The organism is Enterococcus sp. DIV0294 (genome assembly GCF_050558155.1).
Lineage (GTDB): Bacteria > Bacillota > Bacilli > Lactobacillales > Enterococcaceae > Enterococcus > Enterococcus faecalis.
In genome coordinates this window covers 2,126,641-2,151,318 of record NZ_CP187889.1, presented here as the reverse complement: position 1 = coordinate 2,151,318, position 24,678 = coordinate 2,126,641, and the positions used below count along the sequence as shown (strand labels likewise).

General features: G+C 36.4%; 23 protein-coding genes. 16 read left to right on the top strand and 7 right to left on the bottom strand.

Translation table 11 applies throughout. From position 1 onward, the window contains the following. Positions 1-6 precede the first annotated feature (6 nt). The 8 genes from IGJ20_RS10445 to IGJ20_RS10410 all read left to right on the top strand — a co-directional run bounded on the left by IGJ20_RS10445 (position 7) and on the right by IGJ20_RS10410 (position 8,288). Positions 7-813, top strand: a complete 807-nt coding sequence (locus IGJ20_RS10445) for an ABC transporter permease (RefSeq protein ID WP_126254660.1) — start codon at positions 7-9, stop codon at positions 811-813. Further along, entirely contained in the window at positions 813-1,649 is an 837-nt protein-coding gene (locus IGJ20_RS10440; RefSeq protein WP_002356512.1) for an ABC transporter permease, read from the top strand. Before IGJ20_RS10445 ends, IGJ20_RS10440 begins: the two co-directional genes overlap by 1 nt. Beyond that, positions 1,646-2,719, top strand: coding sequence for an ABC transporter substrate-binding protein (locus tag IGJ20_RS10435; protein ID WP_002359578.1), 1,074 nt, complete (start codon positions 1,646-1,648; stop codon positions 2,717-2,719). The genes IGJ20_RS10440 and IGJ20_RS10435 overlap by 4 nt, the downstream gene beginning before the upstream one ends. A gap of 148 nt (positions 2,720-2,867) precedes the next feature. Next, positions 2,868-3,551, top strand: a complete 684-nt coding sequence (locus tag IGJ20_RS10430; protein ID WP_126254659.1) for a TVP38/TMEM64 family protein — start codon at positions 2,868-2,870, stop codon at positions 3,549-3,551. Positions 3,552-3,660: 109 nt separating this feature from the next. Next, on the top strand, positions 3,661-4,953 hold the full coding sequence (locus tag IGJ20_RS10425; RefSeq protein ID WP_002359581.1) for a GntP family permease: 1,293 nt from the start codon (positions 3,661-3,663) through the stop codon (positions 4,951-4,953). Between the two features lie 21 nt (positions 4,954-4,974). Next, entirely contained in the window at positions 4,975-6,123 is a 1,149-nt protein-coding gene (locus IGJ20_RS10420; RefSeq protein WP_002367172.1) for a glycerate kinase, read from the top strand. Positions 6,124-6,264: 141 nt separating this feature from the next. Further along, positions 6,265-7,278, top strand: a complete 1,014-nt coding sequence (locus IGJ20_RS10415) for a CdaR family transcriptional regulator (protein ID WP_077932749.1) — start codon at positions 6,265-6,267, stop codon at positions 7,276-7,278. A gap of 122 nt (positions 7,279-7,400) precedes the next feature. Continuing rightward, complete coding sequence (locus tag IGJ20_RS10410) at positions 7,401-8,288, top strand: diacylglycerol/lipid kinase family protein (RefSeq protein WP_126254658.1); 888 nt, start codon at positions 7,401-7,403, stop codon at positions 8,286-8,288. A gap of 44 nt (positions 8,289-8,332) precedes the next feature. Here IGJ20_RS10410 and IGJ20_RS10405 read toward each other — a convergent pair whose 3' ends face one another. Further along, entirely contained in the window at positions 8,333-10,105 is a 1,773-nt protein-coding gene (locus IGJ20_RS10405; protein WP_225581371.1) for a cell division protein, read from the bottom strand. 172 nt (positions 10,106-10,277) lie between these two features. On the opposite strand from IGJ20_RS10405, the gene IGJ20_RS10400 reads away from it, so the two are divergent. Beyond that, a complete protein-coding gene (locus IGJ20_RS10400) occupies positions 10,278-10,964 on the top strand; it encodes a YcjF family protein (RefSeq protein WP_002389811.1) in 687 nt (228 codons plus the stop codon). Positions 10,965-11,247: 283 nt separating this feature from the next. On the opposite strand, the gene IGJ20_RS10395 is transcribed toward IGJ20_RS10400, so the two are convergent. From IGJ20_RS10395 to IGJ20_RS10380, 4 genes are all read right to left on the bottom strand, one after another. Next, positions 11,248-12,957, bottom strand: a complete 1,710-nt coding sequence (locus IGJ20_RS10395; RefSeq protein WP_430605200.1) for an ABC transporter permease/substrate binding protein — start codon at positions 12,955-12,957, stop codon at positions 11,248-11,250. Next, complete coding sequence (locus IGJ20_RS10390; RefSeq protein WP_161970840.1) at positions 12,950-14,140, bottom strand: quaternary amine ABC transporter ATP-binding protein; 1,191 nt, start codon at positions 14,138-14,140, stop codon at positions 12,950-12,952. Before IGJ20_RS10390 ends, IGJ20_RS10395 begins: the two co-directional genes overlap by 8 nt. 200 nt (positions 14,141-14,340) lie before the next feature. After that, positions 14,341-14,973, bottom strand: coding sequence for a GntR family transcriptional regulator (locus IGJ20_RS10385; RefSeq protein ID WP_002356525.1), 633 nt, complete (start codon positions 14,971-14,973; stop codon positions 14,341-14,343). Positions 14,974-14,987: 14 nt separating this feature from the next. Next, positions 14,988-16,934, bottom strand: coding sequence for an ABC-F family ATP-binding cassette domain-containing protein (locus IGJ20_RS10380; protein WP_002381483.1), 1,947 nt, complete (start codon positions 16,932-16,934; stop codon positions 14,988-14,990). A gap of 213 nt (positions 16,935-17,147) precedes the next feature. Here IGJ20_RS10380 and IGJ20_RS10375 point away from each other — a divergent pair, with 213 nt between their 5' ends. Further along, on the top strand, positions 17,148-17,798 hold the full coding sequence (locus IGJ20_RS10375) for a redox-sensing transcriptional repressor Rex (RefSeq protein ID WP_002356528.1): 651 nt from the start codon (positions 17,148-17,150) through the stop codon (positions 17,796-17,798). A 42-nt stretch (positions 17,799-17,840) separates the two neighbouring features. On the opposite strand, the gene IGJ20_RS10370 is transcribed toward IGJ20_RS10375, so the two are convergent. Then, a complete protein-coding gene (locus tag IGJ20_RS10370) occupies positions 17,841-18,494 on the bottom strand; it encodes a CPBP family intramembrane glutamic endopeptidase (RefSeq protein WP_002356529.1) in 654 nt (217 codons plus the stop codon). Positions 18,495-18,512: 18 nt separating this feature from the next. Continuing rightward, positions 18,513-18,689 carry a hypothetical protein gene (locus IGJ20_RS10365; RefSeq protein ID WP_002356530.1) on the bottom strand — a complete coding sequence of 59 codons (177 nt, stop codon included), beginning with the start codon at positions 18,687-18,689 and terminating at the stop codon, positions 18,513-18,515. Positions 18,690-18,921: 232 nt separating this feature from the next. Here IGJ20_RS10365 and groES point away from each other — a divergent pair, with 232 nt between their 5' ends. The 6 genes from groES (at position 18,922) to IGJ20_RS10335 (ending at position 24,655) form a co-directional block, all read left to right on the top strand. Further along, entirely contained in the window at positions 18,922-19,206 is a 285-nt protein-coding gene (groES, locus tag IGJ20_RS10360; RefSeq protein ID WP_002356531.1) for a co-chaperone GroES, read from the top strand. Positions 19,207-19,263: 57 nt separating this feature from the next. Beyond that, complete coding sequence (gene groL, locus IGJ20_RS10355; protein ID WP_002362559.1) at positions 19,264-20,889, top strand: chaperonin GroEL; 1,626 nt, start codon at positions 19,264-19,266, stop codon at positions 20,887-20,889. Positions 20,890-21,192: 303 nt separating this feature from the next. Next, on the top strand, positions 21,193-21,912 hold the full coding sequence (locus IGJ20_RS10350; protein WP_161970841.1) for a response regulator transcription factor: 720 nt from the start codon (positions 21,193-21,195) through the stop codon (positions 21,910-21,912). A 23-nt stretch (positions 21,913-21,935) separates the two neighbouring features. Next, positions 21,936-22,646, top strand: coding sequence for a hypothetical protein (locus tag IGJ20_RS10345; RefSeq protein WP_126254656.1), 711 nt, complete (start codon positions 21,936-21,938; stop codon positions 22,644-22,646). 16 nt (positions 22,647-22,662) lie between these two features. After that, a complete protein-coding gene (locus IGJ20_RS10340) occupies positions 22,663-24,144 on the top strand; it encodes a glucosaminidase domain-containing protein (RefSeq protein WP_126254655.1) in 1,482 nt (493 codons plus the stop codon). A 100-nt stretch (positions 24,145-24,244) separates the two neighbouring features. Continuing rightward, complete coding sequence (locus IGJ20_RS10335) at positions 24,245-24,655, top strand: GtrA family protein (protein ID WP_002356537.1); 411 nt, start codon at positions 24,245-24,247, stop codon at positions 24,653-24,655. The last annotated feature ends 23 nt before the right edge of the window (positions 24,656-24,678 follow it).

Here is a 24,678-nt window from a genome sequence, read left to right as displayed (position 1 = left end):
AATAAAATGAAAACAATGCGTCGAATTTATTCGATTCCCTATGTAATGTGGTTACTTTTATTCGTCATTGCGCCAGTGCTAATGATTATTTATCAATCATTTTTCGATATGAATGGCCAGTTTACCTTGGCGAATTACCAAACGTATTTTACATCAGGAACGTATTTAAGTATGACCATTAATTCGGTTTGGTATGCTTTTCTGATTACCATTTTTACGTTATTGGTAAGTTATCCTACGGCTTATTTTTTGACAAAGCTCAAGCATAAACAGTTATGGTTAATGCTCGTTATTTTACCAACATGGGTGAATTTATTATTAAAAGCTTATGCCTTTATTGGGATTTTCAGTATTCATGGGAGTATCAATCAGTTTATGAGTTTTATGGGTTTGGCTACGCACCAAATTCTGTTTACAGATTTCAGTTTTTTATTTGTCGCAACGTATATTGAAATTCCATTTATGATTATGCCGATTTTTAATGCCTTAGAAGAAATGAATCCTTCATTGATTAGTGCTAGTCGGGACTTAGGAGCTAGCAGTGCGGAAACGTTCCGCCGTGTCATTTTTCCTCTCTCCCTAAACGGTGTGAAAAGTGGCGTTCAAGCTGTCTTTATTCCTTCGCTCTCGCTCTTTATGTTAACGCGTTTAATTGGCGGCAATCGGGTGATTACGTTGGGAACGGCGATTGAGGAACACTTCTTAGTAACGCAAAACTGGGGCATGGGTTCAACAATTGGTGTGATTTTAATTGTTGCCATGTTTATTGTGATGTTGCTGACGGGTGAGAAGAAGAAAGGGCGTGGCAAATAATGCAAAAGAAAAAGTTTAAATGGTCTTATGTGTATTTATTCGTTGTCTTTGCGCTACTGTACGCACCAATCTTTTATTTGATTTTTTATTCGTTTAACGATACGCAAACGATGAATCAGTTTACTGGTTTTACGTTAGATAATTATCGGAACGTTTTCGAAGACACACGCTTGTTAACCATTGTTCTGAATACGTTTTTGCTAGCTTTCTTATCGGCTTTAATAGCAACCATCATTGGAACATTTGGCGCGATGGGGATTTATTATACAAAACGTCGTAAAAACCGGAACACGTTGCTTAGCTTTAATAACATTTTACTCGTTTCACCAGATGTTATTATTGGAGCCAGTTTCTTAATTTTCTTCACGGCAGTAGGGTTTATCAGTTTAGGTTTTACAAGTGTATTATTGTCGCATATTGCCTTTAGTATTCCAATTGTTGTTTTAATGGTTTTACCAAAACTACAAGAGATGAACGATTCTATGGTAGATGCGGCACGGGATTTAGGGGCCAATAATGTTCAAGTGATTAAAAATATTATTTTGCCTTTTTTAGCGCCAGGAATTATTGCTGGCTACTTTATGGCCTTTACTTATTCGTTGGACGATTTTGCCGTAACATTCTTTGTGACAGGCAATGGTTTTTCAACATTATCTGTTGAAATTTATTCACGAGCACGTCAGGGAATTAGTTTAGAAATCAATGCCTTAAGTGCGTTAGTATTCCTATTCTCAATGATTCTAGTTGTCGGTTATTACTTTATCAGTAAAGACAATACGCCAAAACGTTTAAAGAAAATGCGTCGGGAACAAAGTGAGGTGGCCAAGTTAAAATGAAAAAATTACAGTCACTTTTTATTGGAATTATCGCTATTATTGTCATCTTATTTTTTGGCGTGCGCCAATTGGAGAAAGCAAGTGGCATGGCAGGAGCAGATACCTTGACCATTTACAATTGGGGGGACTATATAGATCCGGCCTTGATTAAGAAATTTGAAAAAGAAACAGGTTATAAAGTCAATTACGAAACCTTTGATTCTAATGAAGCCATGTATACAAAAATTCAGCAAGGTGGCACAGCCTATGATATTGCCATTCCTTCTGAATATATGATTCAAAAAATGATGAAAGCGAAGATGCTTTTACCACTTGATCACAGCAAATTAAAAGGCTTAGAAAACATTGATGCACGCTTTTTAGATCAATCCTTCGATCCCAAAAATAAGTTTTCCGTTCCGTACTTCTGGGGCACATTGGGGATTATTTATAATGATAAATTTATTGACGGCCGTCAGATCCAACATTGGGATGATTTATGGCGCCCGGAATTAAAAAATAATGTCATGCTGATTGATGGCGCTCGCGAAGTGTTAGGATTATCTTTGAATAGTTTAGGCTATTCGTTAAACAGTAAAAACGACCAACAATTACGTCAGGCTACCGATAAGTTAAACCGATTAACGAACAATGTCAAAGCAATTGTTGCCGATGAAATCAAAATGTACATGGCTAATGAAGAAAGTGCAGTTGCTGTAACTTTCTCTGGTGAAGCTGCTGAAATGCTAGAAAACAATGAACATCTACATTATGTGATTCCCAGTGAAGGCTCTAATCTCTGGTTTGATAACATTGTGATGCCTAAGACAGCCAAAAATAAAGACGGTGCCTATGCATTTATGAACTTTATGTTACGACCAGAAAATGCGGCACAAAATGCAGAATATATTGGTTATTCCACACCAAATAAAGAAGCTAAAAAACTATTACCAAAAGAAGTTGCCGAAGATAAACAATTTTATCCAGATGATGAAACCATCAAACATTTAGAAGTTTACCAAGACTTAGGTCAAGAATACTTAGGAATTTATAACGATCTGTTCTTAGAGTTTAAGATGTATCGGAAATAAAAAAGTACCTTCGTAACTTTCGAATCGCCCCTAAAAGTTAGATTTTTAGTCTAACTTTTAGGGGCGGCTTTTATTCATACAAGCTTCTAATTGAGGCACGAAGAAACCTGTGCTACACTTTGTATAAAGCATAAAAGGAGCAAAGAAAATGAAGAGGAAAACAATCCGAATACTACTAATCAGTAGCGGGCTTATTTTAATCCTGCTGGTTGGCTACCGTTTGTATCTAGAATACCAAACAGATATTCAATTATTTTTGAATCCTAAAGCCAGTAAGACACAATTATTAGAGCGAATTCGTTCACATGGTTTTTCAGCAGCGCTATTGTTGGTTTTTTTGACCGCGATCATGTGTGCAGTACCAGGGATTCCGACCTCAGTAATTGGTGTGATTGCAGGATTGAGTTTTGGTCCCTTCAGCGGCACACTCATTAACGTTTTAGGGAATAGTTTGGGAAATTTAGTTGCAATCTTTTTGATGCATCATATAAAATTTTTAGATAAAAAAACGGAGACCAATCGTTGGGTTCAGTCCATTCGACGGATGAAACATCCAAAAATTGGGATTATGGTAGGCTACATGATTCCAATTATTCCTTCTTCTGTGATTAATTTTGCTGCAGATACTATGCAGTTGCCATTAAAAAATTTAATAGCCGCTATATTCATTGGTGTGATTCCTTCCTCAATACTTTACGCATGTGGAGGCGAAGCACTATTTCATGGATATAATAAAACGGCAGTATTGTTAATTGTGAGTGTTCTTTTGTTCGTTGGATTGGTGGTCATTATTAAGAAAGATAGAAAAAGATTTCAAAAAACTGTTCTTTAAGAACGGTTTTTTTGTGCATTTGAACAATAAATCCTGTTAAATTTACAATTTTAAAAAGAAAGGACTTTGATAGAATGAAAGCGTAAACAATTTAAGGAGCTGATTTTGAATGCCAGATATTACAATATCTTGGGTTGCTGCAATTTTAGGATTAGTTGTAGCGATAGTATTAATTTTGAAAAAATTTAATCCTGTGTATTCCTTGTTTTTTGGTGCAATTGTTGGTTGTCTTATTGGAGGCGCTTCCCTGTCAGATACAGTCGCTGTTCTATTAAACGGAACACAAAGTATTATGGGAACCGCAATCCGTGTCTTAGCAGCCGGCATGTTGGCAGGTGTGATGATGGAATCCGGTGCGGCAGAATCAATTGCCAACGCCATTGTACAAAAGCTTGGCGAGAAAAAAGCTATTTTATCTTTGGCATTATCTACAATGGTAATTACAGCAGTGGGCGTATTCATTCCTGTTGCAGTGTTGATTGTTGCCCCGATTGCTCTATCTGTTGGGAAAAGTACGGGTATCAGTAAGTTATCATTATTGATTGCCTTATCAGGTGGCGGCAAAGCGGGCAATATTATTTCGCCTAATCCAAATACTATTGCAGCGGCGAACGGCTTTGATTTACCTTTAAGTGACGTTATGATTGCTGGCTTTATTCCAGCCGTATTTGGTTTAATTACAGCTGTTGTTCTTGCAAATATCATGAGAAGCAAAGGATCAATGGTCAAAGAAACGGATCTTGTGGAGGAACAAACAAAAGAATTATTACCTTTGAAAAAGGCGTTAATCGCGCCAGTGTTAGCGATTGTCTTATTATTACTTAATCCGATTGGCGCCGTTTTAAATATTTCTTTCATCAAAAGTTTGAATATTGATGCTCTGTATATTTTGCCGTTCGCTTCAGTTGTTGGGACAATTGCGATTGGGCAAACAAAACAACTGGCCTTTTATGCATCTTCTGGCTTGAAGAGAGTAACCGATACCGTTTTAATTTTAATTGGTGCAGGTGCAATTGCTGGATTAATTTCTGTTTCTGATTTATCAACACAAATTGTCCACTTAATTTCTGTTATGGGAATTTCTGGAACCTTCTTGGCACCGATTTCTGGTATTTTAATGGGCTTAGCAGTTGGTTCAACATCCACAGCGGTTATCTTAGCGACAGGTTCTTTTGGGCCAGCGATTTTAGATATGGGCACATCTTCACTTTCAGCAGCAGTCATGGTGCATACTGGGGCAACTGTGATTGATAGTGTTCCTCAAGGCAATTATTTCCATATTACGGCACAAAGTATGAATATGACGATTAAAGAAAGAATTCGAGTGATTCCTTATGAAATGTGTGTCGGTGGGGTAATGACGATTGTTGCAACCATTTTATATGGCTTTATTTTAAACTAGTTGGAAAGTAGGCGCGAAAAGATGACGAAAAAATTTGTTTTGGCTCCAGACTCATTTAAAGAAAGTATGAGTGCAAAAGAAGCCTGTCTGGCAATGGAAAAAGGGATTTTAGCTGTATTTAAAGATGCAGACATTCAACACGTCCCGATGGCAGACGGCGGGGAAGGAACGGTGGATTCCTTAGTGGATGCAACAGGAGGCACAAGAGTACCAGTGCGTGTGGCAGGACCGCTTCCTGATCAAATCGTTGAAACCTATTACGGCTTATTAGGTGACCAAGAAACGGTGGTCATTGAAATGGCGAAAGCCAACGGAATTGAATTGGTCAAAGCAGCAGAACGTAATCCCTTGATCACTTCTACTTATGGTACAGGAGAAATGATTCAACATGCGCTCAATCATGGGGCAAAAAAAATCATTATCGGCATTGGTGGTAGCGTGACAAATGATGGGGGTGCAGGTATGATTCAGGCACTTGGTGCGCGTTTGTTAGACAAGGAAGGGCAAGAATTGACACGTGGCGGTGGTGCATTAGATAAACTGGCGCAGATCGATTTAACACAGTTTGATCAACGCATTTTTGCTACCGAAGTTCTAGTAGCAAGTGATGTGAATAACCCACTAACAGGGCCAACAGGGGCGTCTCATGTCTTTGGCCCGCAAAAAGGTGCGACAGAAGAAATGGTGGCTCAATTAGATAAAAACTTAGCCCATTATGCAGCGATCATCAAAAAAGAGATCGGCATTGATGTTGAGATGATGCCAGGCGCAGGAGCCGCTGGCGGTTTGGGTGCAGGGTTACTAGCATTCACAAAAGCTCAGTTACGCCCAGGAATTGATATTGTCGTAGAAGTGAATCAATTAGAAGAAAAAATAAAAGCCGCTGATTATGTCTTTACTGGTGAAGGCGGTATGGATTTTCAAACAAAATTCGGCAAAGCCCCTTATGGCGTCTCACGTTTGGCCAAGAAGTATCAAAAACCGGTTTTCGCTTGTGCTGGCTATATCGGCAAAGATGTGGATGTCCTCTATGAAGAAGGGATGACGGCTATTTTTGGAATTTTGGCCAAAGCCGAACCATTGGAAGCAGCATTGAAAAATGGACCAGTTAACTTAGAAAGAACCGTTGAAAATATTGCTCGTACATTACAGCTGGTGCCTTGTGACTAAGAACTAACCATGGTATCATCAGTAATGAAAGCTGAAATAAAAATGTTCAGTCGTTGATCTGAAGAATTAAGCGTTTGGGACATAAGTCATTGCGGCTTATGTCCCAAACGCTACTCGCTTTTTAGAAAGTTGGCGATAGCAATGTTAAAATTAGACAAAATCCAAGCAAATAAAATTGTTGAAAAGTTGATGGCAGATATTCCTTATAACATCAATATTATGGATGAACGAGGAAAAATTATTGCGAGTGGAGATTCTGCTCGAATTGGGGAGCGCCATCGTGGCGCAGAAAGAGCCATCAATGAACGAAAAAATATTGAAATTTATAAAGATACTTCTTTAGAGAAAAAAGGCACCAATGAACCGATTATTTTGAATGATCACATTTTAGGTGTCGTAGGCATTTCAGGAGAACCAGACGAGGTGCGCAAATTTACCAAGCTTGTACGCTCGATTGTTCTTTTACTGACAGAAGAATTAAATACACAACAAGAACGCGAAAAAAAGAAGAAACAAAAAAATCAGTTTATCCAGCACTTAATGCATGTTGATTCTGCTTACTCAGAAGCCTTAAAACTTGAAGCGTTGGAACTATATAACCTTCAATTAGACGACCAGAATCATTGTGTACTGACCAAGGACAAGCGCTTATTATCCAGTTTTTATCCTGGCCATGAAATATTTGAATGGGAGAATTGTTATCTGGTGATTACTTCTGAACTACCTCAGATAACAAAGCCAGTAACAGAATATCTTGTGATAAGTTCGGAAAAAGCCACGATTCAACAAATGGTCCAAGAGGCACAAAACACGTATTTACTTCTATCGTTTCTCCAATTAGAAAAGGCTAAGTTTTACCAAGCAGAAGATTTTTTCATTCAAGGAATTTTTAATTTTCCTTTTCATATTGAATTGGATTTTTTTGAAACCATCCAGACGATTTATGATGAATACTATGAAACCGTTATTTTTTTCGCCAATCATAACTTAAACATCAATGAAACCTCACAAGTATTACATATCCATCGAAATACATTGAATTACCGCTTGAAACGAATTCATGAATTGACGGGGATGGATCCAAAAGTTTGGCAAGATTTTTGGAAATTGTTCTATTATTTTGCCTATTGCTTTAAAGAACGTTTTGAAAAGTAGTGAGGAGCAGGAATGCTTGTTTGTTAAGCAAGTGTCAGCATATTTTTCGCCAGAATCAAAAATATCTTTTATAATAATTGTAAGGAATCAAACGATTTAGATATCAACGAGGAGTGGTACCAGTGAAAAAAGCAGTTTTAATTGTTAACCCCAGTTCTGGTGGTGAAAAAGCCAAAGAATTTGAAACGTTAGCAGAAGAAAAATTAAAGCAGTTATTTGATGAAGTTGTAGTGAAACAAACAGAAAAAGGCGGCGATGCAGAACAATTTGCCCGTGAAGCTGCGGAAAGTCACTTCGACAGTGTTTTCGTAATGGGGGGAGATGGAACCGTTAATGAAGGAATTAGCGGGTTGGCAGAACAAGCTTACCGCCCAAAATTTGGCTTTTTTCCTTTAGGAACGGTGAACGATTTAGCGCGAGCCTTGAATTTACCGATGGACCCTGAAGAAGCGATTCAACAATTAGATTTAGAAAAAACCAGTGCTTTAGACGTGGGGAAAATCAATGACGACTACTTTATGAATGTCGTTGCGATTGGGACGATTCCAGAGTCCATTAACGACGTGGACGTTGAACAAAAAACGAAGTTAGGAAAACTCGCTTATTTTATTTCAGGTGCCAAACATTTAGCGAATGCTCAAACGTATCCTTTTCATTTAAGCTTGGATCAAAAAGAACAAACCATTGAAAGTAGTACCGTTTTAGTTGGCTTAACGAATTCAATCGGTGGGTTTGAAACATTATTACCAGAAGCCCAAGTGGATGATGGCAAACTTCATTTAGTTTATTTAAAAGATCAATCATTGTGGGATGCAGTAAAAGCAGTCCCAGATTTGTTAAAAGGAGTCGACCAGTCCACTGATAATTTAGTTTACCTAACCTTTAAAGAAGGAACAATCTCCTTAGAAAACCAAGAAGAATTAACCACTAATGTGGATGGTGATGAAGGAGCTGCTTTGCCAATTACGCTGGAAATTTTGCCTAAACACTTGACAGTGTATTGTGGATAAAAAATAAAACGAGTGGAAGATAATTTCCGACTCGTTTTATTTTTTTAATGACGTTTTTTTATTTTATAAATTCCTGCATAGATAAGATAAAGAACTAAGCAAATGTAAGAAATATTTTGGACATATTTTGTAATAATGAAAGCAGTGGTTGGTTTATATCCTAGCACTAACGAATTTTTACCAGGCACTGCTTGGAGAATGATACTCCCAATAGTAGAAGTTTTATATTGAGAAGTACTTAGTTTTTTTTCATTCAACCAAAGTTCACTTCTAGAATAAGCAATTGCTGGAAGTAAAGTTTCAACTGATTCATTGGATTCATTTGTCCAATTCAATTGGAGCCTTCCGTCAGAAAGAACATGTTTTGCCACTTTTAGATTGCTGTTAGCAACTTCATTCCAGTATGTTGTGTAGGGGGACTCTTTCTGTTGCAATTGATTATTTATAGGTAAATAATCAGTTAACGGTTTAATAACTACTTTAAGTGGATCACCTAGCTCATTTTTTCCACCATATAATTCTTTCACTTTAGTCATATCATTTATTTTTGTCTTCAAGGAGCTGCTATCATTAGATAAAGGTTTATTTGAATGCCAAGTATTTGCGCTAGAGAGGATTGCTTGATGGATAAGCAAACAAGAAAGTATAGATACGGTCATGTAAATTATAGTGCTATAGCTATACAAATGAAATTTGTTAAAACTGATTCTTTGCAAAAATAACGTGAAACTTAGAATTAGTAATACAAATGATACACTAGCAAATCGTTGTGGAAATTGGATTCCTTGGATTATAGGTATCAGCCTAGGAATATCATCCCAAGGTAAAAGGTTCGAAGAAATTAAAAGAAAGAATAACCCTATACTGTTTAGTACTTTCTCAATAAATGGAATAGTTGTCCAATTAAAAATAGTTAGAATACAAAGAAAAAGAAATATAATTGTAAAAACAATACCTAAAGAAGACCATCCTTGGACATCTAAAGAAACTTTCATACTATACGGCAACATTTTGTCTACAGAATAAGGTTTTAATAACTGATTTGTCGTGAAGACTTCTAACATTCCTGTAATTAAACGTGAAGTTAATAAGAGTGTGAGTAAAGCTGCCAAAAACGCATCAATAAGCATTTTTAGTTTATCTTTTGTTTTAAATATTCCTATTATAAAAAAAGGAATTAACGCTAAAATGACAAGAAAGGTACTGAAAACGTGCAAATTTATAATCAGTACTACAGGTAAAGATAACAATACTGGCTGAATAGGTCTTGAACTATCGGTGACCATTTTAATTGCAGGAATAAAGACTAAAGGTAAAATTGCACTAGCCCAACCAGATGAAGCTTCGGATGTAATAAACACACTAATTGCACTTGTTGACATATATAATAAAGACATACTCACAGAATATTTATAGGTGATTTTACAATAACGACCTAAAACAAACATTGATATCCCAGCAGAGAAAAGGCAAAAAAATCCAGATAGAACTTGGAATCTAAACCAATTTTTAGCGATTGCTAACAGACCTCCTAAAATAAAAGAAAAGTCTGGTGCATAAACAGCGTTAATAATTCTTCCAGACTGTTGAAACCCATAAACAGATTGAAAATAGTTATAAGTTCCTGTCTTTTGTTGCATATAACTTTCATAAATTTTATTCATGAAGAAATTATTATCAGAGCCTAAAATAATTGAATGTCTGAATAATTGAGCAGAAATAATCAAAAAAGCTGTTAGTAAAATAATTCCAATAGATAAGATAAGATTCTTGTAGTTATTTAAAAAACAAGAAAAGGTGTTGTTTTTTTTATTCAAGATAAAAGTCCTTTCAATTTTTTTCTTAATTATAACATACTTATAGAAGCACACTACATTGATCATAAAAAAAATTGGTTTTTCTACTCTAAAAGATTGTAAAGTCTTTTAGTCATGTTAAAAATTAAAATATGATATACTTTATTACAGTGAAAGCATAAAGGGGGATTCTATGTTTAAAAGTAAAATTAAATCTGAAAAATCGAAAAAAAATATAAATGAACTAACAAAAGAAGTACCAGAAGAAGTGATAGAAGACCCAGAATTTCGTTCTTTTTTTCAAGATGTCTTGAAAAAATTTCCACAAAAAACGTCTACGGCCATAATGAATGCTTTCGCAACTTCTAAAGGTAAAGCAGAACAATTAGTGACGAACAGTCAAACACAACTCGACAAAGTATTTGATGAATTTTTGGCTGGTGTTTCACCTGACGTGAAAAAGAAAAGTCATCAAACGATTCATTTTGCTGCATTGTCAGCAGCAATTATTGGGTTTTCACCAATTCCGTTTTCGGATGCTTTTTTACTGGTACCTGTTCAATTAACTATGATGTCACGGCTGCATAAAATTTTTGGTCAGTCTTGGTCTGAAAGCTTAGGTAAAAGTTTAACCAAAGAATTAGTAGTGGTTAGTTTAGGTAAGAGCGCAGTTGGGAATATTCTAAAAGTGATTCCTGTTGTCGGAACTGTGACTGGTGGCATGGTCAATGCTTCAGTTGCGGTAGCAATTACGGAAGCGCTTGGCTGGGTTACCGTCAAAATGTTAAACGATGGTGTTGATATCTTTGATGATGTGATGTCTTTCAAAGGACAATTTTCAACATTATTTAAAGCCATCCAAAATGCTAAAAAGAAATAATCGCTGTATCGATTAACTAGGGTGAGACACATTTAAAATTTTTTAAGTAATTCGTAGCAAATTTCCAAGGTTTTCGTCACAAATTATTCACAGGTTCTCGTTAATATATAAGCATACCAACAAAACACCCAACATAAACACTTTTCATTTTTACTCCTCAAGTAAAAATAACTCCTTTCCACTCAGTCTACCCAACTGAGTGGTTTTTTTGGCGAAAAAAGAGGGCGTTGAACAATTTGTTCAACGCCCACTTTTAATAGATGGGGAAGTCATTTGTTAAGAATTATTTTTTCCATTCTGCTACTTGGTCTTTATGTGAATCAACCCAATCACGTGCAGCTTCTTGTGGGTCTTTGCCTTCGTTAATTTCTAACATGACAGATTCCATATCCTTAGTGGTCCAATGGAAATTATCTAACACTTTGTAAGCTTCTGGTTGATCTTCTTTTAGGCCTTGGCGAGCCATTGTGTGAATCGCTTCTTCGCCGCCCATAGTGCCTTTTGGATCAGCTAAATATTTTAAATCATATTTTGCAAACATCCAGTGAGGAGACCAGCCAGTAATAACGATGTCTTCGTTGTTTTTAATTGCTTGTCCTAAGGCGACAGTCATGGCACCTGATGAAGAAGTTTCAACAGACCAATCTTTCAAATTAGGATAAGCTTCTTTAGTTTTCTCTGCTGCTGCAACAACACCAGCCCCAGGTTCAATTCCAGTAATCTTTTTCCCAGCTTGATCAGATAAATCTTCGATAGAATCAACATCCATATAAGAAGGGACGACAATTCCTAGCTTCGCGCCTTTAAGGTTTTCACCAAGGTCGTCTAATTTATCTTTATATTGTTTATATTGCTCTGCGTGAGTTCCTGGCAGCCACGCACCAACCATGGCATCTGTTTCACCTTTAGCTACAGATTCCCACATGATTGCGTTATCTAAAGGAGTCGTTTTAACATCATACCCCATATCTTTTAAAACTTCGGCAACCACATGTGTGGAGGCTACTTCGGTATCCCATTCCACATAAGAAAGGGAAATTTGCTTATCATTTGTTGTTGTAAAAATTGAAGCACCAACTAAGCCAGCGACAATTACAACAACCGCTGCAATAATCCCATATTTTTTCTTTTTAGAGGTGGCACCAGCTGCTTTAAGGGCTGCTTTTTTATTATTTAAATGTTGAGTAAAACGGTCAATGATAATCGCTAAAATAACTAAAGCCACACCATTTACGAAACCGTTCCCGACTTGCGCACGTTGTAAAGCAGAAAGGACGCCACGTCCTAATCCAGGCGCACCAATCATTGAAGCAATAACTACCATTGATAGAGCTAGCATGGTTGTTTGGTTAACACCAGCCATAATCGTGTTTTTGGCTAAAGGTAATTCTAATTTGAATAATTTTTGCCAGCCAGTACTACCGTAAGAATCAGCTGCTTCAACAAGTTCATTTGGTACTTGTCGAATTCCTAAATTCGTAAAGCGCACGGTTGGTGGTAAAGCGAAGATAACAGAGGCGAAGACCCCAGGAACCATACCAATTCCGAAGAATGCAACGGCTGGAATCAAGTAAACGAAACCAGGCATTGTTTGCATGAAGTCCAAAATCGGTGTAATAATACTCTTGGCTTTTTCGCTTTTCGCCATTAAAATCCCTAGTGGCACACCAATGATAATGGAAATAACACTAGAAAGTAAAACTAACGTAACGGTACTCATTAAATCGTTCCATAAGTTTTGATTATAGATAAACATTAAGCCGATAAACGTGAATAAACTTAAGCCGATTTTTTTATTAGAAATAAAGAAAGCAGCAATCGTTAATAGCACGATCAGCACAAGTGGTGGTACGGCTGTTAGTAAGGCAGTAATGTTGTCCATTACACTTTGACCAATTGTTTGTAAAAAGCTGAATAATCCAGCAAATGTTGAAGTTAACCAATCAGTAAAACTTTCAACCCAAGACGCGACAGGTAATTGATACTTATTCATGTTCGTTCACCTCTGTTTCTGCAAGTGCTTCAAGTACGCTACCACGGATGACCACGCCTAATAGTTTGCCGTTATCAGTCACGGCAAGAGGTGTTTGTGCATCATAAATCAGTGGAAAAATATCATTCACTAACATATCTTTGTCGATTGTTTGAATTTCTGGATCCACACATTCTACAAGAGAAGTCCCGTTTTTACGCGCTTCTAAAGCTTTTTCTGCGCGTACAACGCCTTTTAGTTGGCGTTTTTTATCCACGGCAAGTAACATACTCACTTCTTCTTGACGCATCCGTTTTAAAGCAACAGTTGGGCCATCAATTTCAATGTTAGTAGTTAAAGCAGGTACCATAATATTTTGGGCAGTTAAGACTTTTGAACGATCCACATCTTCCACGAAGGTTCGCACATATTCGTTGGCTGGGTTGGTTAAAATTTCTTCTCCAGTCCCAATTTGCATAATTTGACCATCTTTCATCAAAGCAATCCGGTCGCCGATTCGTAAAGCTTCATTCAAATCATGTGTGATAAAGATAATGGTTTTTTTGACATTTTCTTGTAAATCTAATAGTTCGTCTTGCATTTCACGACGAATTAACGGATCAAGAGCAGAGAACGCTTCGTCCATTAATAAAATTTCTGGATCGTTAGCCAAGGCACGAGCAAGGCCGACACGTTGTTGCATCCCACCAGATAATTGACTTGGTAATTGGTCTTTAAAAGCAATTAAGCTAGAATTTTCTAAGGCTTTTTCAGCTTTTTCTTGGCGTTCTTCTTTAGGAACACCACGAATTTCTAAACCATATTCCGTATTTTCTAAGATAGTTCGATGGGGGAAAAGACCAAAGTTTTGGAAAACCATGCTCATTTTATTTCGACGTACTTCACGTAATCCTTCTTTATCTAAAGAAGAAATATCTTGTCCATCAATATAAATATTTCCTGAAGTTGGTTCAATCAAACGATTTAATAAACGAATTAATGTTGATTTCCCACTTCCTGATAACCCCATAATAACGAAAATTTCGCCTTCTTCAACTTCGAAATTTACATCATAAACACCGACTGTGGCACCCGTTTTTTCTAAAATTTCTGTTTTGCTTTTGTTGGCACGAATCATTTCAAGTGCCGGTTTGGTTTTCTTACCAAAGATCTTGGTAAGGTGATTTACTTTTACTTTTGGCAAATCATTGTTCCTCCTCATTAAAAAAAGTGACTACATCAGACTACTATAAAGTTGTCACTTTGTCAAATTAGATGAAAATCTTTCTGAAAATGAAGAAAAACAGTATTTTAACTAGGTTTTATAGTGGTTTTTTATGAAAAATAGAAATAATAAATAAAAAAAGTGACTATTTACCGCAAGATAAGTAGTCACTTTTTTGTTTAAGGATAAAAGAAATTCTGCACTCGTTGTAAGGTTGATTCGTCATGTCCAACAAAATAAAGTGTGTCGTTCAACGAAATCTTTGCATATGGACCAGGTGAGACCAGAAGTTCTTCTTTGTGTTTGATGGCGATAATCGTTGCCGAAGTGTTTTGCCAAAAATTCATTTCGCTAATCGTCGCCTCAAGATAAGCAGCTTCTTCTGTTAAAACTAATGAATAAGGATTCATTGGATTGAAAGAATCAAAACGCTTTGTTTGTTCAACAAGAGTATCTAGAATGCTAGAAAAATGAGTAAGTTCTTCTTTTTGTTTCGCTACGCTATCTAGCAATTCTTCTTTAATTTCAGCAATCGTTTGAACGTCTTGATATTGTGTCACAAAGTCCTGCGCTTTTTCTTTTGATGCCACATAGAAGCCGCTGCCGTGTTTGGCTTTAACGATTTCTAAATCGACTAAAACGATAATGGCTTTGCGGGCTGTTTCTGGCGACACTTGGTATTGGTTAGCTAGGGTGGAACGGGCATGGATTTTATCTCCAACATGTAATTTGCCTTCTGCAATTTTTTCCGCAACATCAACGGCGATTTGTTGATATTTGGGCTTCGTTAAACTGATTTTTTTGGAAGCCATAGTGAATCCCTCCGTTAATTGTTATTTTCCATTTCTTCTAATTCTAAACTGAAATTTTCCCATTGCTCAAGTAGTTCATCTTGTTGCTGACGAGCGTCATCTAATTGTTGGTTTAGAGCCAGCAATTCAACATGATTTTCTAGAATGTCTGGTTGACTCATTTGTGCTTCTAATTGTGCAATTGTCGTATCTAACTGAGCAAGATTTTCTTCGACTTGTGTTATTTTTCTTTGCAAAGTACGGAGTAATTTTTGTTGCTCCTTGTTTTGATAAAAGGTATTTTTGGCTGTAACTGGTTCGGGTTTTTTCGCCGCTTCTTCATTAGCTAAGAGGGCAGCGATTTCTTCTTCCTCTTGTTTCTTTTCTAAATAATAATCATAGTCGCCTAAATAAAGTTTGCTGCCTTTTTCAGAAAGCTCAACAACTTTTGTTGCAATTCGATTGATAAAGTAACGGTCATGGGAAACGAAGAGGATGGTTCCTTCATAATCAATCAGCGCATTTTCTAAAACTTCTTTATTATCGATATCCAAGTGGTTGGTTGGCTCATCGAGAATCAAGAAATTGTCACGATCCATCGCTAATTTTGCTAATGCCACACGGGCTTTTTCGCCACCGCTTAATAAAGGAATCGTTTTTTCAACATCATCTCCACTGAAGAGAAAGCCGCCTAAAATACTTCGAATCTCTTTTTCAGGTGTGGTTGGGTGTTCATCCCATAATTCCGCTAAGACCGTTTTATTGCCATGTAAATTGGCTTGCTCTTGGTCATAGTAACCTACAGAAACATTGGTGCCAAAAGTTTTACTTCCTTTAATGAAAGGAATGCGGTCAATAATTGATTTCAAGAGAGTGGATTTACCAATTCCGTTCGGTCCGACTAAGGCAATGGCTTCTTTACGACGAATATCCAAGTGAATAGGTTCGGATAAAATATGTTCTGGGTCGTAACCAATGGCGGCATCTTCGACTTGTAAAACAACATTTCCCGAGACTTTTTCACTATCGAAAAGAAAATGCGCCGATTTTTCATCTCCTTGAGGTCGGTCTAAACGGTCCATTTTTTCTAATACTTTTCGGCGACTTTGTGCACGTTTCGTTGTAGATGCACGAACCAGATTTTTGGCAACGAAATCTTCTAACTTATTGATTTCTTCTTGTTGCTTTTCATACGCTTTCCATTCACTGGCTAATTGTTCTGCTTTTAACTCTAAGTATTTGGAATAGTTTCCTTTGTAGTGAGTCATTTTTTTGCGGCTCAGTTCATAAACTTCATTAACTACCTTATCTAAAAAATAACGATCGTGGGAAACAATTAATAGGGCGCCGGCATAACTTGGCAAATAAGATTCCAGCCAAGAAAGCGTCTCGATATCTAAGTGGTTTGTAGGCTCGTCCAGAATTAAAATGTCTGGTTTTTGTAAAAGCATTCTCGCTAATGCAAGCCGGGTTTTTTGACCACCAGATAAGGTTTGAATATCTTTCGTGTAAAAGGATTCATCAAAGCCAAAGCCGTGAAGGACTGAACGAATTTCATTTTCATAGCCGTAGCCATTTTTTTCAGAAAACGTATGTTGCAATTGATCGTACTCTTTTAAAATTCCTTCATAAACGGAGGTGGTTGGCTCCATTTCACTAATTTTGGTTTCTAATTCTCGCATACGCTGTTCCATTTCTAGGATGTCAGCAAAGGCTTTTGTCATTTCTTCCCAAACGGTTTTATCTGATTCTAAGCCGGTATTTTGAGCTAAATAACCTAACGTAGCAGTTTTATTTTTGGCAATGGTTCCGCTATCGGGAGCATCAATGCCTGCAATGATTTTTAAAAAAGTCGATTTTCCAGCACCATTACGACCAACTAAGGCAATCCGACTTTTTGTTGCAATTTCTAAATGTATATTTTCAAACAATGTTTCCGAGCCAAAATGCCGGGCAACTTGATTTGCTTGTAATAAAATCATCAGTAGTCCTCATTTCTAAATTCATTGCCCTTAGTGTAGCATAAAATCTGCTAAAATAGCACGTATCAAAAAATGCTTTGTGAAGGTTTATACCTTTTATCACAAACTTTTGAAGAAAAATGCTATTTTTGAGCCATAGAATTGCTTTTTATTGTGAAAAACTGCTATTATGTTAATGGATAAGATTTAAGTGAAAGTATTGGAGGTCCAATTGTGAAAGATCAAGTTATTCCAAAAGCAACGGCGCGACGCCTTCCTTTATATTATCGCTACTTAAGAATGTTACATGATACAGGAAAAAATAAAGTCTCATCAACTGAATTAAGTGAAGCGGTACAAGTAGACAGTGCGACTATTCGTCGTGACTTTTCATATTTTGGTGAATTAGGTAAACGTGGGTACGGCTATGATGTTGAAAACTTAATGAACTTTTTTGCAAAAACATTGAATGAAGATGAGTTAACCAATGTCGCATTAATCGGGGTTGGTAATTTAGGAAGTGCTTTATTAAAGTACAAATTCCATCAAAGCAACAGTATTCGTGTAAGTTGCGCATTTGATGTGAATGAAGATATTGTGGGACGCATTGTTGACGGTATTCCGGTTTATCCAATGGAAGATATGATGGAACAAATCCGTGTTCAACAAATCGAAGTAGCTATTTTAACTATTCCAGCTCGCAAAGCGCAAGAAGTTGTGAACAAACTTGCCGAAGCAGGGGTTAAAGGAATTCTAAACTTTACGGCTGCGCGTTTAGTAGCGCCACCTGAAGTATTAATTCAAAATGTTGACTTAACCAACGAATTACAAACATTAATTTATTTCTTACATCATGACAACGAATTGATTGACGAAGAAGAATAAGCAAAAGAAAAGGGCCTAGTCGTTTAGACGAAGGCCCTTTTCTTATTGAATTGCACCATTATGCAAAAGTAGTTGAACAATAATCACAATCGTATTCATGCCGCAATGGGCAATAATTGAGGTCCAAATTTTTCCCGTTTGCTTGTACAAAAGAGCAAAGAAAAATCCCATAAAGAAATAAACAAAAAAGTGACCATCGGCATGTGCGAGTGAAAAAATCGCCGAACTAACAGTAGCCGCAATCCAGAAATTTGTAAAAGGCTGGATTAAATGGATAAATGCATAACGAAAGACGAATTCTTCCATAATCGGACCACCGATAGTAGTTGCCAAAATAAATAAAGGATTTGCCAAAATCACCGCTACAATAGCTTGTGTATTTTGAGAAGTAGCTTGTTCTCCTGTGATGGCTACTTCAATGGCGAAAGTAACGCCTTGAATCAGCATGGCAATGAAAATCCCACTAACACCTAGTAAAAAAATAAAAATAGGTGATTTCAAGGTTGCGGTTTCCTCTAAAGGAGAAGGTTCTGTGGTTTTTAAAAAGATGCCAATCATTACAAGGGCACCAATAATGTAGAGAGCAGTTGTCACATTGATCGCTGCATTGGGAGAAATACCCGAAAAAAGTAACGGCCCGAAAAAAGCGATAATGTATGTGACTAAAATAAATAAACTTGATTTTCTTAAGGTCATGGTTAATCCTTTCTATAATTATTTTTTACGATTATTGCGATATCCTAATAAAAGAAAAACGAATAAGAAAAAGAAAAGAGATTCCCAAAGTGTCGAAACAATTCCTTCTGTGACACTGAAAACAAGATTTCCTAAATTCGCTATCACAAAATAAACGAATGTTGCTATTAATGCTGTAAGTAAACGTTGTTTCATTTTATTCGCCTCCAATCGTAGTCAATTTATTTTACCATGAATTAAAGGATTGGAAAAACATTCCATGAAAAAAGAATACTCAATAAAAAATGCGTATCTTATAATTGACAAGAAAAAGAGAGAAAAGACTTGCATTTTTAGAGTGAAATGAGTATTATAAATAGTGTGAGTTAGCACTCTTGTGTATCGAGTGCTAAAATAAGCGAAAACTTTTTATTTGGAGGGATTTATTGTGTTAAAACCATTAGGCGATCGCGTCGTAATTAGAGTCGCGAAAGAAGAAGAAAAAACTGTTGGAGGAATTGTTCTTGCATCCGTTGCAAAAGAAAAACCACAAACAGGTGAAGTTATCGCAGTAGGTGAAGGTCGTGTGCTTGAAAATGGCACAAAAGTTCCGATGGAAGTAAAAATTGGTGACACAGTAATGTTTGAAAAATATTCAGGAACAGAAGTGAAATACGAAGGCGTAGAATACTTAATTGTATCAGCCAAAGACATTATTGCCACTGTTGAATAATAAACAACTTTTACAGAATAATATAATAGAAGAAAAAAATTATGAGGTGAAGAAATCATGGCAAAAGAGATTAAATTTGCAGAAGATGCACGTGCAGCAATGCTACGCGGAGTAGATGTATTAGCAGATACAGTGAAAGTGACATTAGGCCCTAAAGGTCGTAACGTTGTTTTAGAAAAATCATTTGGTTCACCATTGATTACTAACGATGGAGTAACAATTGCTAAGGAAATTGAATTAGAAGATCATTTTGAAAACATGGGCGCAAAATTAGTTTCAGAAGTTGCTTCTAAAACGAATGATATTGCTGGTGACGGAACAACAACAGCGACTGTTTTGACACAAGCCATTGTTCGTGAAGGCTTAAAAAACGTAACTGCTGGAGCTAACCCATTAGGTATTCGTCGTGGGATTGAATTAGCAACAAAAACAGCAGTAGAAGAATTACACAATATTTCATCTGTAGTTGATTCAAAAGAAGCGATTGCACAAGTCGCTGCTGTTTCATCAGGTTCTGAAAAAGTCGGCCAATTAATTGCCGATGCAATGGAAAAAGTTGGTAACGACGGCGTAATTACCATTGAAGAATCAAAAGGGATTGAAACAGAATTAGATGTGGTTGAAGGAATGCAATTCGACCGCGGTTATTTATCTCAATACATGGTTACTGACAACGATAAAATGGAAGCTGTTTTAGAAAATCCATATATCTTAATTACCGACAAAAAAATCTCAAATATTCAAGATATCTTACCTTTATTAGAACAAATTCTACAACAAAGCCGTCCACTATTGATCATTGCGGATGATGTTGATGGAGAAGCTCTACCAACATTAGTATTGAACAAAATCCGTGGTACATTTAATGTTGTCGCAGTAAAAGCGCCAGGATTTGGTGACCGACGCAAAGCGATGCTTGAAGATATTGCTATTTTAACAGGTGGTACAGTAATCACTGACGACTTAGGATTAGAGTTAAAAGACACAACTATTGAAAACTTAGGAAATGCTAGCAAAGTAGTTGTCGACAAAGATAACACAACAATTGTTGAAGGTGCTGGTTCAAAAGAAGCCATTGATGCCCGCGTTCATTTAATTAAAAACCAAATCGGCGAAACAACGTCTGATTTTGATCGTGAAAAATTACAAGAACGTTTAGCTAAATTAGCTGGCGGGGTTGCTGTCGTTAAAGTCGGTGCTGCAACTGAAACAGAATTAAAAGAATTAAAATTACGAATTGAAGATGCGTTAAACGCAACACGTGCCGCTGTAGAAGAAGGCATGGTTTCTGGTGGTGGTACTGCACTTGTCAATGTAATTGGTAAAGTCGCTGCGCTAGAAGCTGAAGGCGATGTGGCAACAGGGATCAAGATTGTCGTTCGTGCATTAGAAGAACCAATCCGTCAAATCGCTGAAAATGCTGGTTATGAAGGATCAGTGATTGTTGACAAACTAAAAAATGTTGACTTAGGTATTGGATTCAATGCAGCTAACGGTGAATGGGTAAACATGGTTGAAGCCGGTATTGTTGATCCAACAAAAGTAACTCGTTCTGCCTTACAAAATGCAGCTTCTGTGTCAGCTTTATTATTAACAACTGAAGCAGTTGTTGCAGACAAACCAGAACCAGCTGCACCAGCTCCTATGATGGATCCATCAATGGGCATGGGCGGTATGATGTAAAAATAAAAAAGTATTCTAAAAGCTTACGATTGAAAAATCGTAAGCTTTTTTTTACATAAAGAATAAATAATCTAAATAATATCTTTGCTTGTAGTGTTTTCTCAAATATTTACTCATTTAACAAAAAAGATGATAATTTAAAGGTTTCGTTTTAGCTAGACAACCTTGTTTTTATTCGATAAAATTTAGTAATAACAATCATTTTTTGAAAAATTAGTAGTTGGTGATTTTTATTTATTAATAGAATATAAATAAAAATTATTATATTTTGAAGGAGAATATTAGGAAGATTGAGGTAAAAAAATGGAAAAATATACAATTGGTGTCGTCCCTTTGACAATTGAAACAAAAGAATACTGTCAAAATTGGTTTGTTAGTAATCAAGTAGAATGTCAGATCATCCAAGGAACAAATATACTTCTTCATTTGCACCATATTGATGGATTAGTGATTGAAGTTACTGATCACCAGCAAGTAAATACTTGTTGTGAGTTATTAATGACAATTCGCAAGCAGTCAGACTTGCCAATTTGGTTATTTTCTCGGACAGAAGCAATTAGTAAAGTCAATCGAATTATTTATTTACAATTAGGCGCAGATGGCGTTTTTGATCATTCTTATGATCGCCAAGAATGCGTGTTAAGCATGAGTAATTTATTGCAACGTGTAAAAAGACGTTTTTATCCTAAATTAGCTATTGCAAACGAGGAACAAACAGTTACTAAGAATCTTTCTGAGAGATTGTATTTAATTGCGCCAAATTTGAGTGTTTGCTTGGGAAGTGGAGAAGAAATTCTTTTAACAAAATTGGAATTTTTCACAATAGAGTATTTATACAAACACGCAGGACAAACAATTACATATGAAGAACTCTACAAAAATGTCTGGAAAGATACTGCGAATGAACGAAAATATCGTGTCGCTAATGTGATTTTCCATTTGCGTAAAAAAATTGAACAAGATGTGAACAAACCACAATATATCAAAACAATTCGCTCAAAAGGCTATATGTTAACGGTGTAAAAGGTACGAAGGAGGAGAAACAAATGTGGCAATTTTTGACTAAAAACAATGAAGATGAGGAGTATGAGAAGATGCCGGATTTTGAAAATGAACAATCGATGAAAGCACAACCAACGGTAACAGAAGAAGCAAGCTTTGATGACGAGTTCGTTTATGCAAAAGAGCAATCCGCAAAAGTAAAACAGGTCCAGCAACAAGTGCCGACTGAACTGTCGGAAGAATCGTTTTCTTTTGCTGAAAAACTAGAAGAAGAAAATCAACTATATCAGCAATCCATAAAAAAACTAACGGATCAATTATTAATGCAAACCAATGAAGTGGAAGCATTACGAAAACAAGTAGTCGAAAAAGACGTGCAACTTGAACAGCTTAAAGAAACATTAACGGATAAAGAAACAACTATCACTTCTTTACAGAAACAATTGTCTGAAGCAAAGATACAACAGAGACAGACTAGCGAAGAGAACTTAGACACAGCCGTTACGCTTTCTCAAAAAGAAATTGGCGAAGTGTTATTAGAAGCCAAACGTCAAGCAAAAGAAACAATTAGTCAAGCCAACCAACAAGTTGCAACAGTTCATGAAGAAATGGAACAACGTTTAGCAACTTTAACGCGCATGAAGCAAGTGGCAAGAGAGTACCAAGCTTATTGTGAACAAATGCTAACCATCAAGAATGAATCAACAGGAATGTACCAACAGATAGAGCAATTATTAGCAGAAATAAAGAGGTAAATGAAGGAGAAATGCGATGAAAAAAAGAAAGGAAAGATATTTGAAGTTGGTATGTCTTGGAGTCTTAGGGACTTATGCTGGCGCCAGTTACTACAATTCGGAACCATTAATCGCTCAAGAGGAGACCGAAACGAGTCACGAAAACCGACAGCTAGTGCTGGAAGAAAAAAGAGCGGACCAAGTCAATCAAGACCAAGGAACTCTTACTTCTTCAACGCTGAACGAAACAGTAATAAGTTCGTCTGAACAACAAGAAAGTTCAATACAAGATGACAGCAGTGACCATCAGGAAAATAATGTGGAACCTTCAGAATCTGAAAATAGTTTACCGCCACAAGAAAAGCCAATTGCTAGTACTAAACCAACCGAATCGTTACAAAATGAGCAACCAGTATCTGAAGAGCGTAAAGCGCTCACTGAGAAGTCACCTCATAATCAGGAACCACAAAATTCTACATTAACTGAAAAGACCAAAGAGCCGTTGGTACATTCAGAGATAGACAATAGTCAAGAAAAGGAAAAGCAAGCAGGAATTCAACAACAAGCCGAGGCAAATTTTGTTGTTCAAGAGAATGCTTCTACTTCTGAGTTTATTAGAAAAATTGGTGAAGAAGCACGAGTTATTGGTCAGCAACATGATCTATACGCTTCTGTCATGATAGCTCAAGCTATTTTAGAAAGTGGCTCGGGCAATAGTGCGTTAGCAGCGCCGCCTAATTATAATTTGTTTGGCATTAAAGGCGCTTATCAAGGTCAAAGTGTCAGCTTTCCCACACAAGAAGATGATGGTAAAGGGAAGATGACCACCATTCATGCCGATTTTCGTCAGTATCCATCCTATAAAGAGTCATTAACAGACTATAGTAAATTAATCATCAATGGGCTGGCTGGTAATCCAACGTTTTATCACGGCGTTTTGAAAGTAAACACGACGAATTATCAGCAGGCAACAAAATTTTTAACAGGTCGTTATGCAACGGATACATATTACGATAAAAAATTAAACGCGTTGATTGAAACCTATCAATTAACTGAATACGATCAAGAAAAGAAGAAACCAGTAGTGACTAATTTGGCAGAAGAAAAGAAACCTTCGCTTGATAAGGAAGCAGTCAAAGAACAGCTAAAAAAAGAAGCAGTCATCTATGAAGTAAGCAAAGGAGATTCTCTCGCCACCATTAGCCAGACGTTTGGTGTGTCAGCAACAGCCATTTTAAAACAAAATTCAAAGACTCAAGAAATGTTTTATATTGGCCAAAAAATCACGATTCCTCAGCATACAGCGGCGACTTCTCTAGAACCGAAAGAACAAGCGTTACTTCAATCACTAATAATCAGTAAATCGGTGACTAATGCTTTGAAAACAGCAGAGCAATCAAATGGTAAAGCGAATGACTCAAAAACAGAGTCTACTGAGTATTATGAAGTAAAAAGAGGAGAAGTTCATCCATGGATGAACTTCTCCTCTTCTCTTACTATGTTTTTCATAAATACTTAATAAATAGTAAAATTAGCAAGAGAATTGTGTCTTTACACAAAATAGATAGGTTTTCTTGCCGAAGTTTGATAAAATGATTAGTTGAAAGGATGCGTGAAAATTGAAAGAATTATTTCGTAAATACCGAGAAGTACTGGCTTATTTATTTTTTGGTGGTGCAACGACTGTCGTCAACTTAGTTGTATTTTTTGTTTGTCAAAATGTGTTAGGGCTGGATTACAAGATAAGTAACACAATTAGTTGGTTTTTATCTGTTCTATTTGCCTTTTTCACGAATAAATATTGGGTATTCGCAAGTAAGCATGAAAGCATAGCTGGTTTTTTTAAAGAAATGGGCTTATTTTATTGGTACCGAATTTTATCTTTTGTGGCTGATATGGGTTTAATGATTCTCCTAATTGATGGCATTCATTTTTCATCGTTTTGGGCGAAAATGATTACACAAGTTGTAGTAGTGATTTTAAATTATTTCTTCAGTAAATTTTTCATTTTTAAAGAAAAAGAGGTCTAAGCAGATTTTAGGCTAAAAAAAAT

What these genes read in the sequence shown, in the direction of transcription:
- IGJ20_RS10445 (WP_126254660.1), top strand. Translation starts at nt 7, where the DNA reads ATGAAAACAATGCGTCGAATTTATTCGATTCCCTATGTAATGTGGTTA.
- IGJ20_RS10440 (WP_002356512.1), top strand. Translation starts at nt 813, where the DNA reads ATGCAAAAGAAAAAGTTTAAATGGTCTTATGTGTATTTATTCGTTGTC.
- IGJ20_RS10435 (WP_002359578.1), top strand. Translation starts at nt 1,646, where the DNA reads ATGAAAAAATTACAGTCACTTTTTATTGGAATTATCGCTATTATTGTC.
- IGJ20_RS10430 (WP_126254659.1), top strand. Translation starts at nt 2,868, where the DNA reads ATGAAGAGGAAAACAATCCGAATACTACTAATCAGTAGCGGGCTTATT.
- IGJ20_RS10425 (WP_002359581.1), top strand. Translation starts at nt 3,661, where the DNA reads ATGCCAGATATTACAATATCTTGGGTTGCTGCAATTTTAGGATTAGTT.
- IGJ20_RS10420 (WP_002367172.1), top strand. Translation starts at nt 4,975, where the DNA reads ATGACGAAAAAATTTGTTTTGGCTCCAGACTCATTTAAAGAAAGTATG.
- IGJ20_RS10415 (WP_077932749.1), top strand. Translation starts at nt 6,265, where the DNA reads ATGTTAAAATTAGACAAAATCCAAGCAAATAAAATTGTTGAAAAGTTG.
- IGJ20_RS10400 (WP_002389811.1), top strand. Translation starts at nt 10,278, where the DNA reads ATGTTTAAAAGTAAAATTAAATCTGAAAAATCGAAAAAAAATATAAAT.
- IGJ20_RS10395 (WP_430605200.1), bottom strand. Translation starts at nt 12,957, where the DNA reads ATGAATAAGTATCAATTACCTGTCGCGTCTTGGGTTGAAAGTTTTACT.
- IGJ20_RS10385 (WP_002356525.1), bottom strand. Translation starts at nt 14,973, where the DNA reads ATGGCTTCCAAAAAAATCAGTTTAACGAAGCCCAAATATCAACAAATC.
- IGJ20_RS10380 (WP_002381483.1), bottom strand. Translation starts at nt 16,934, where the DNA reads ATGATTTTATTACAAGCAAATCAAGTTGCCCGGCATTTTGGCTCGGAA.
- IGJ20_RS10370 (WP_002356529.1), bottom strand. Translation starts at nt 18,494, where the DNA reads ATGACCTTAAGAAAATCAAGTTTATTTATTTTAGTCACATACATTATC.
- IGJ20_RS10365 (WP_002356530.1), bottom strand. Translation starts at nt 18,689, where the DNA reads ATGAAACAACGTTTACTTACAGCATTAATAGCAACATTCGTTTATTTT.
- groL (WP_002362559.1), top strand. Translation starts at nt 19,264, where the DNA reads ATGGCAAAAGAGATTAAATTTGCAGAAGATGCACGTGCAGCAATGCTA.
- IGJ20_RS10350 (WP_161970841.1), top strand. Translation starts at nt 21,193, where the DNA reads ATGGAAAAATATACAATTGGTGTCGTCCCTTTGACAATTGAAACAAAA.
- IGJ20_RS10345 (WP_126254656.1), top strand. Translation starts at nt 21,936, where the DNA reads ATGTGGCAATTTTTGACTAAAAACAATGAAGATGAGGAGTATGAGAAG.
- IGJ20_RS10340 (WP_126254655.1), top strand. Translation starts at nt 22,663, where the DNA reads ATGAAAAAAAGAAAGGAAAGATATTTGAAGTTGGTATGTCTTGGAGTC.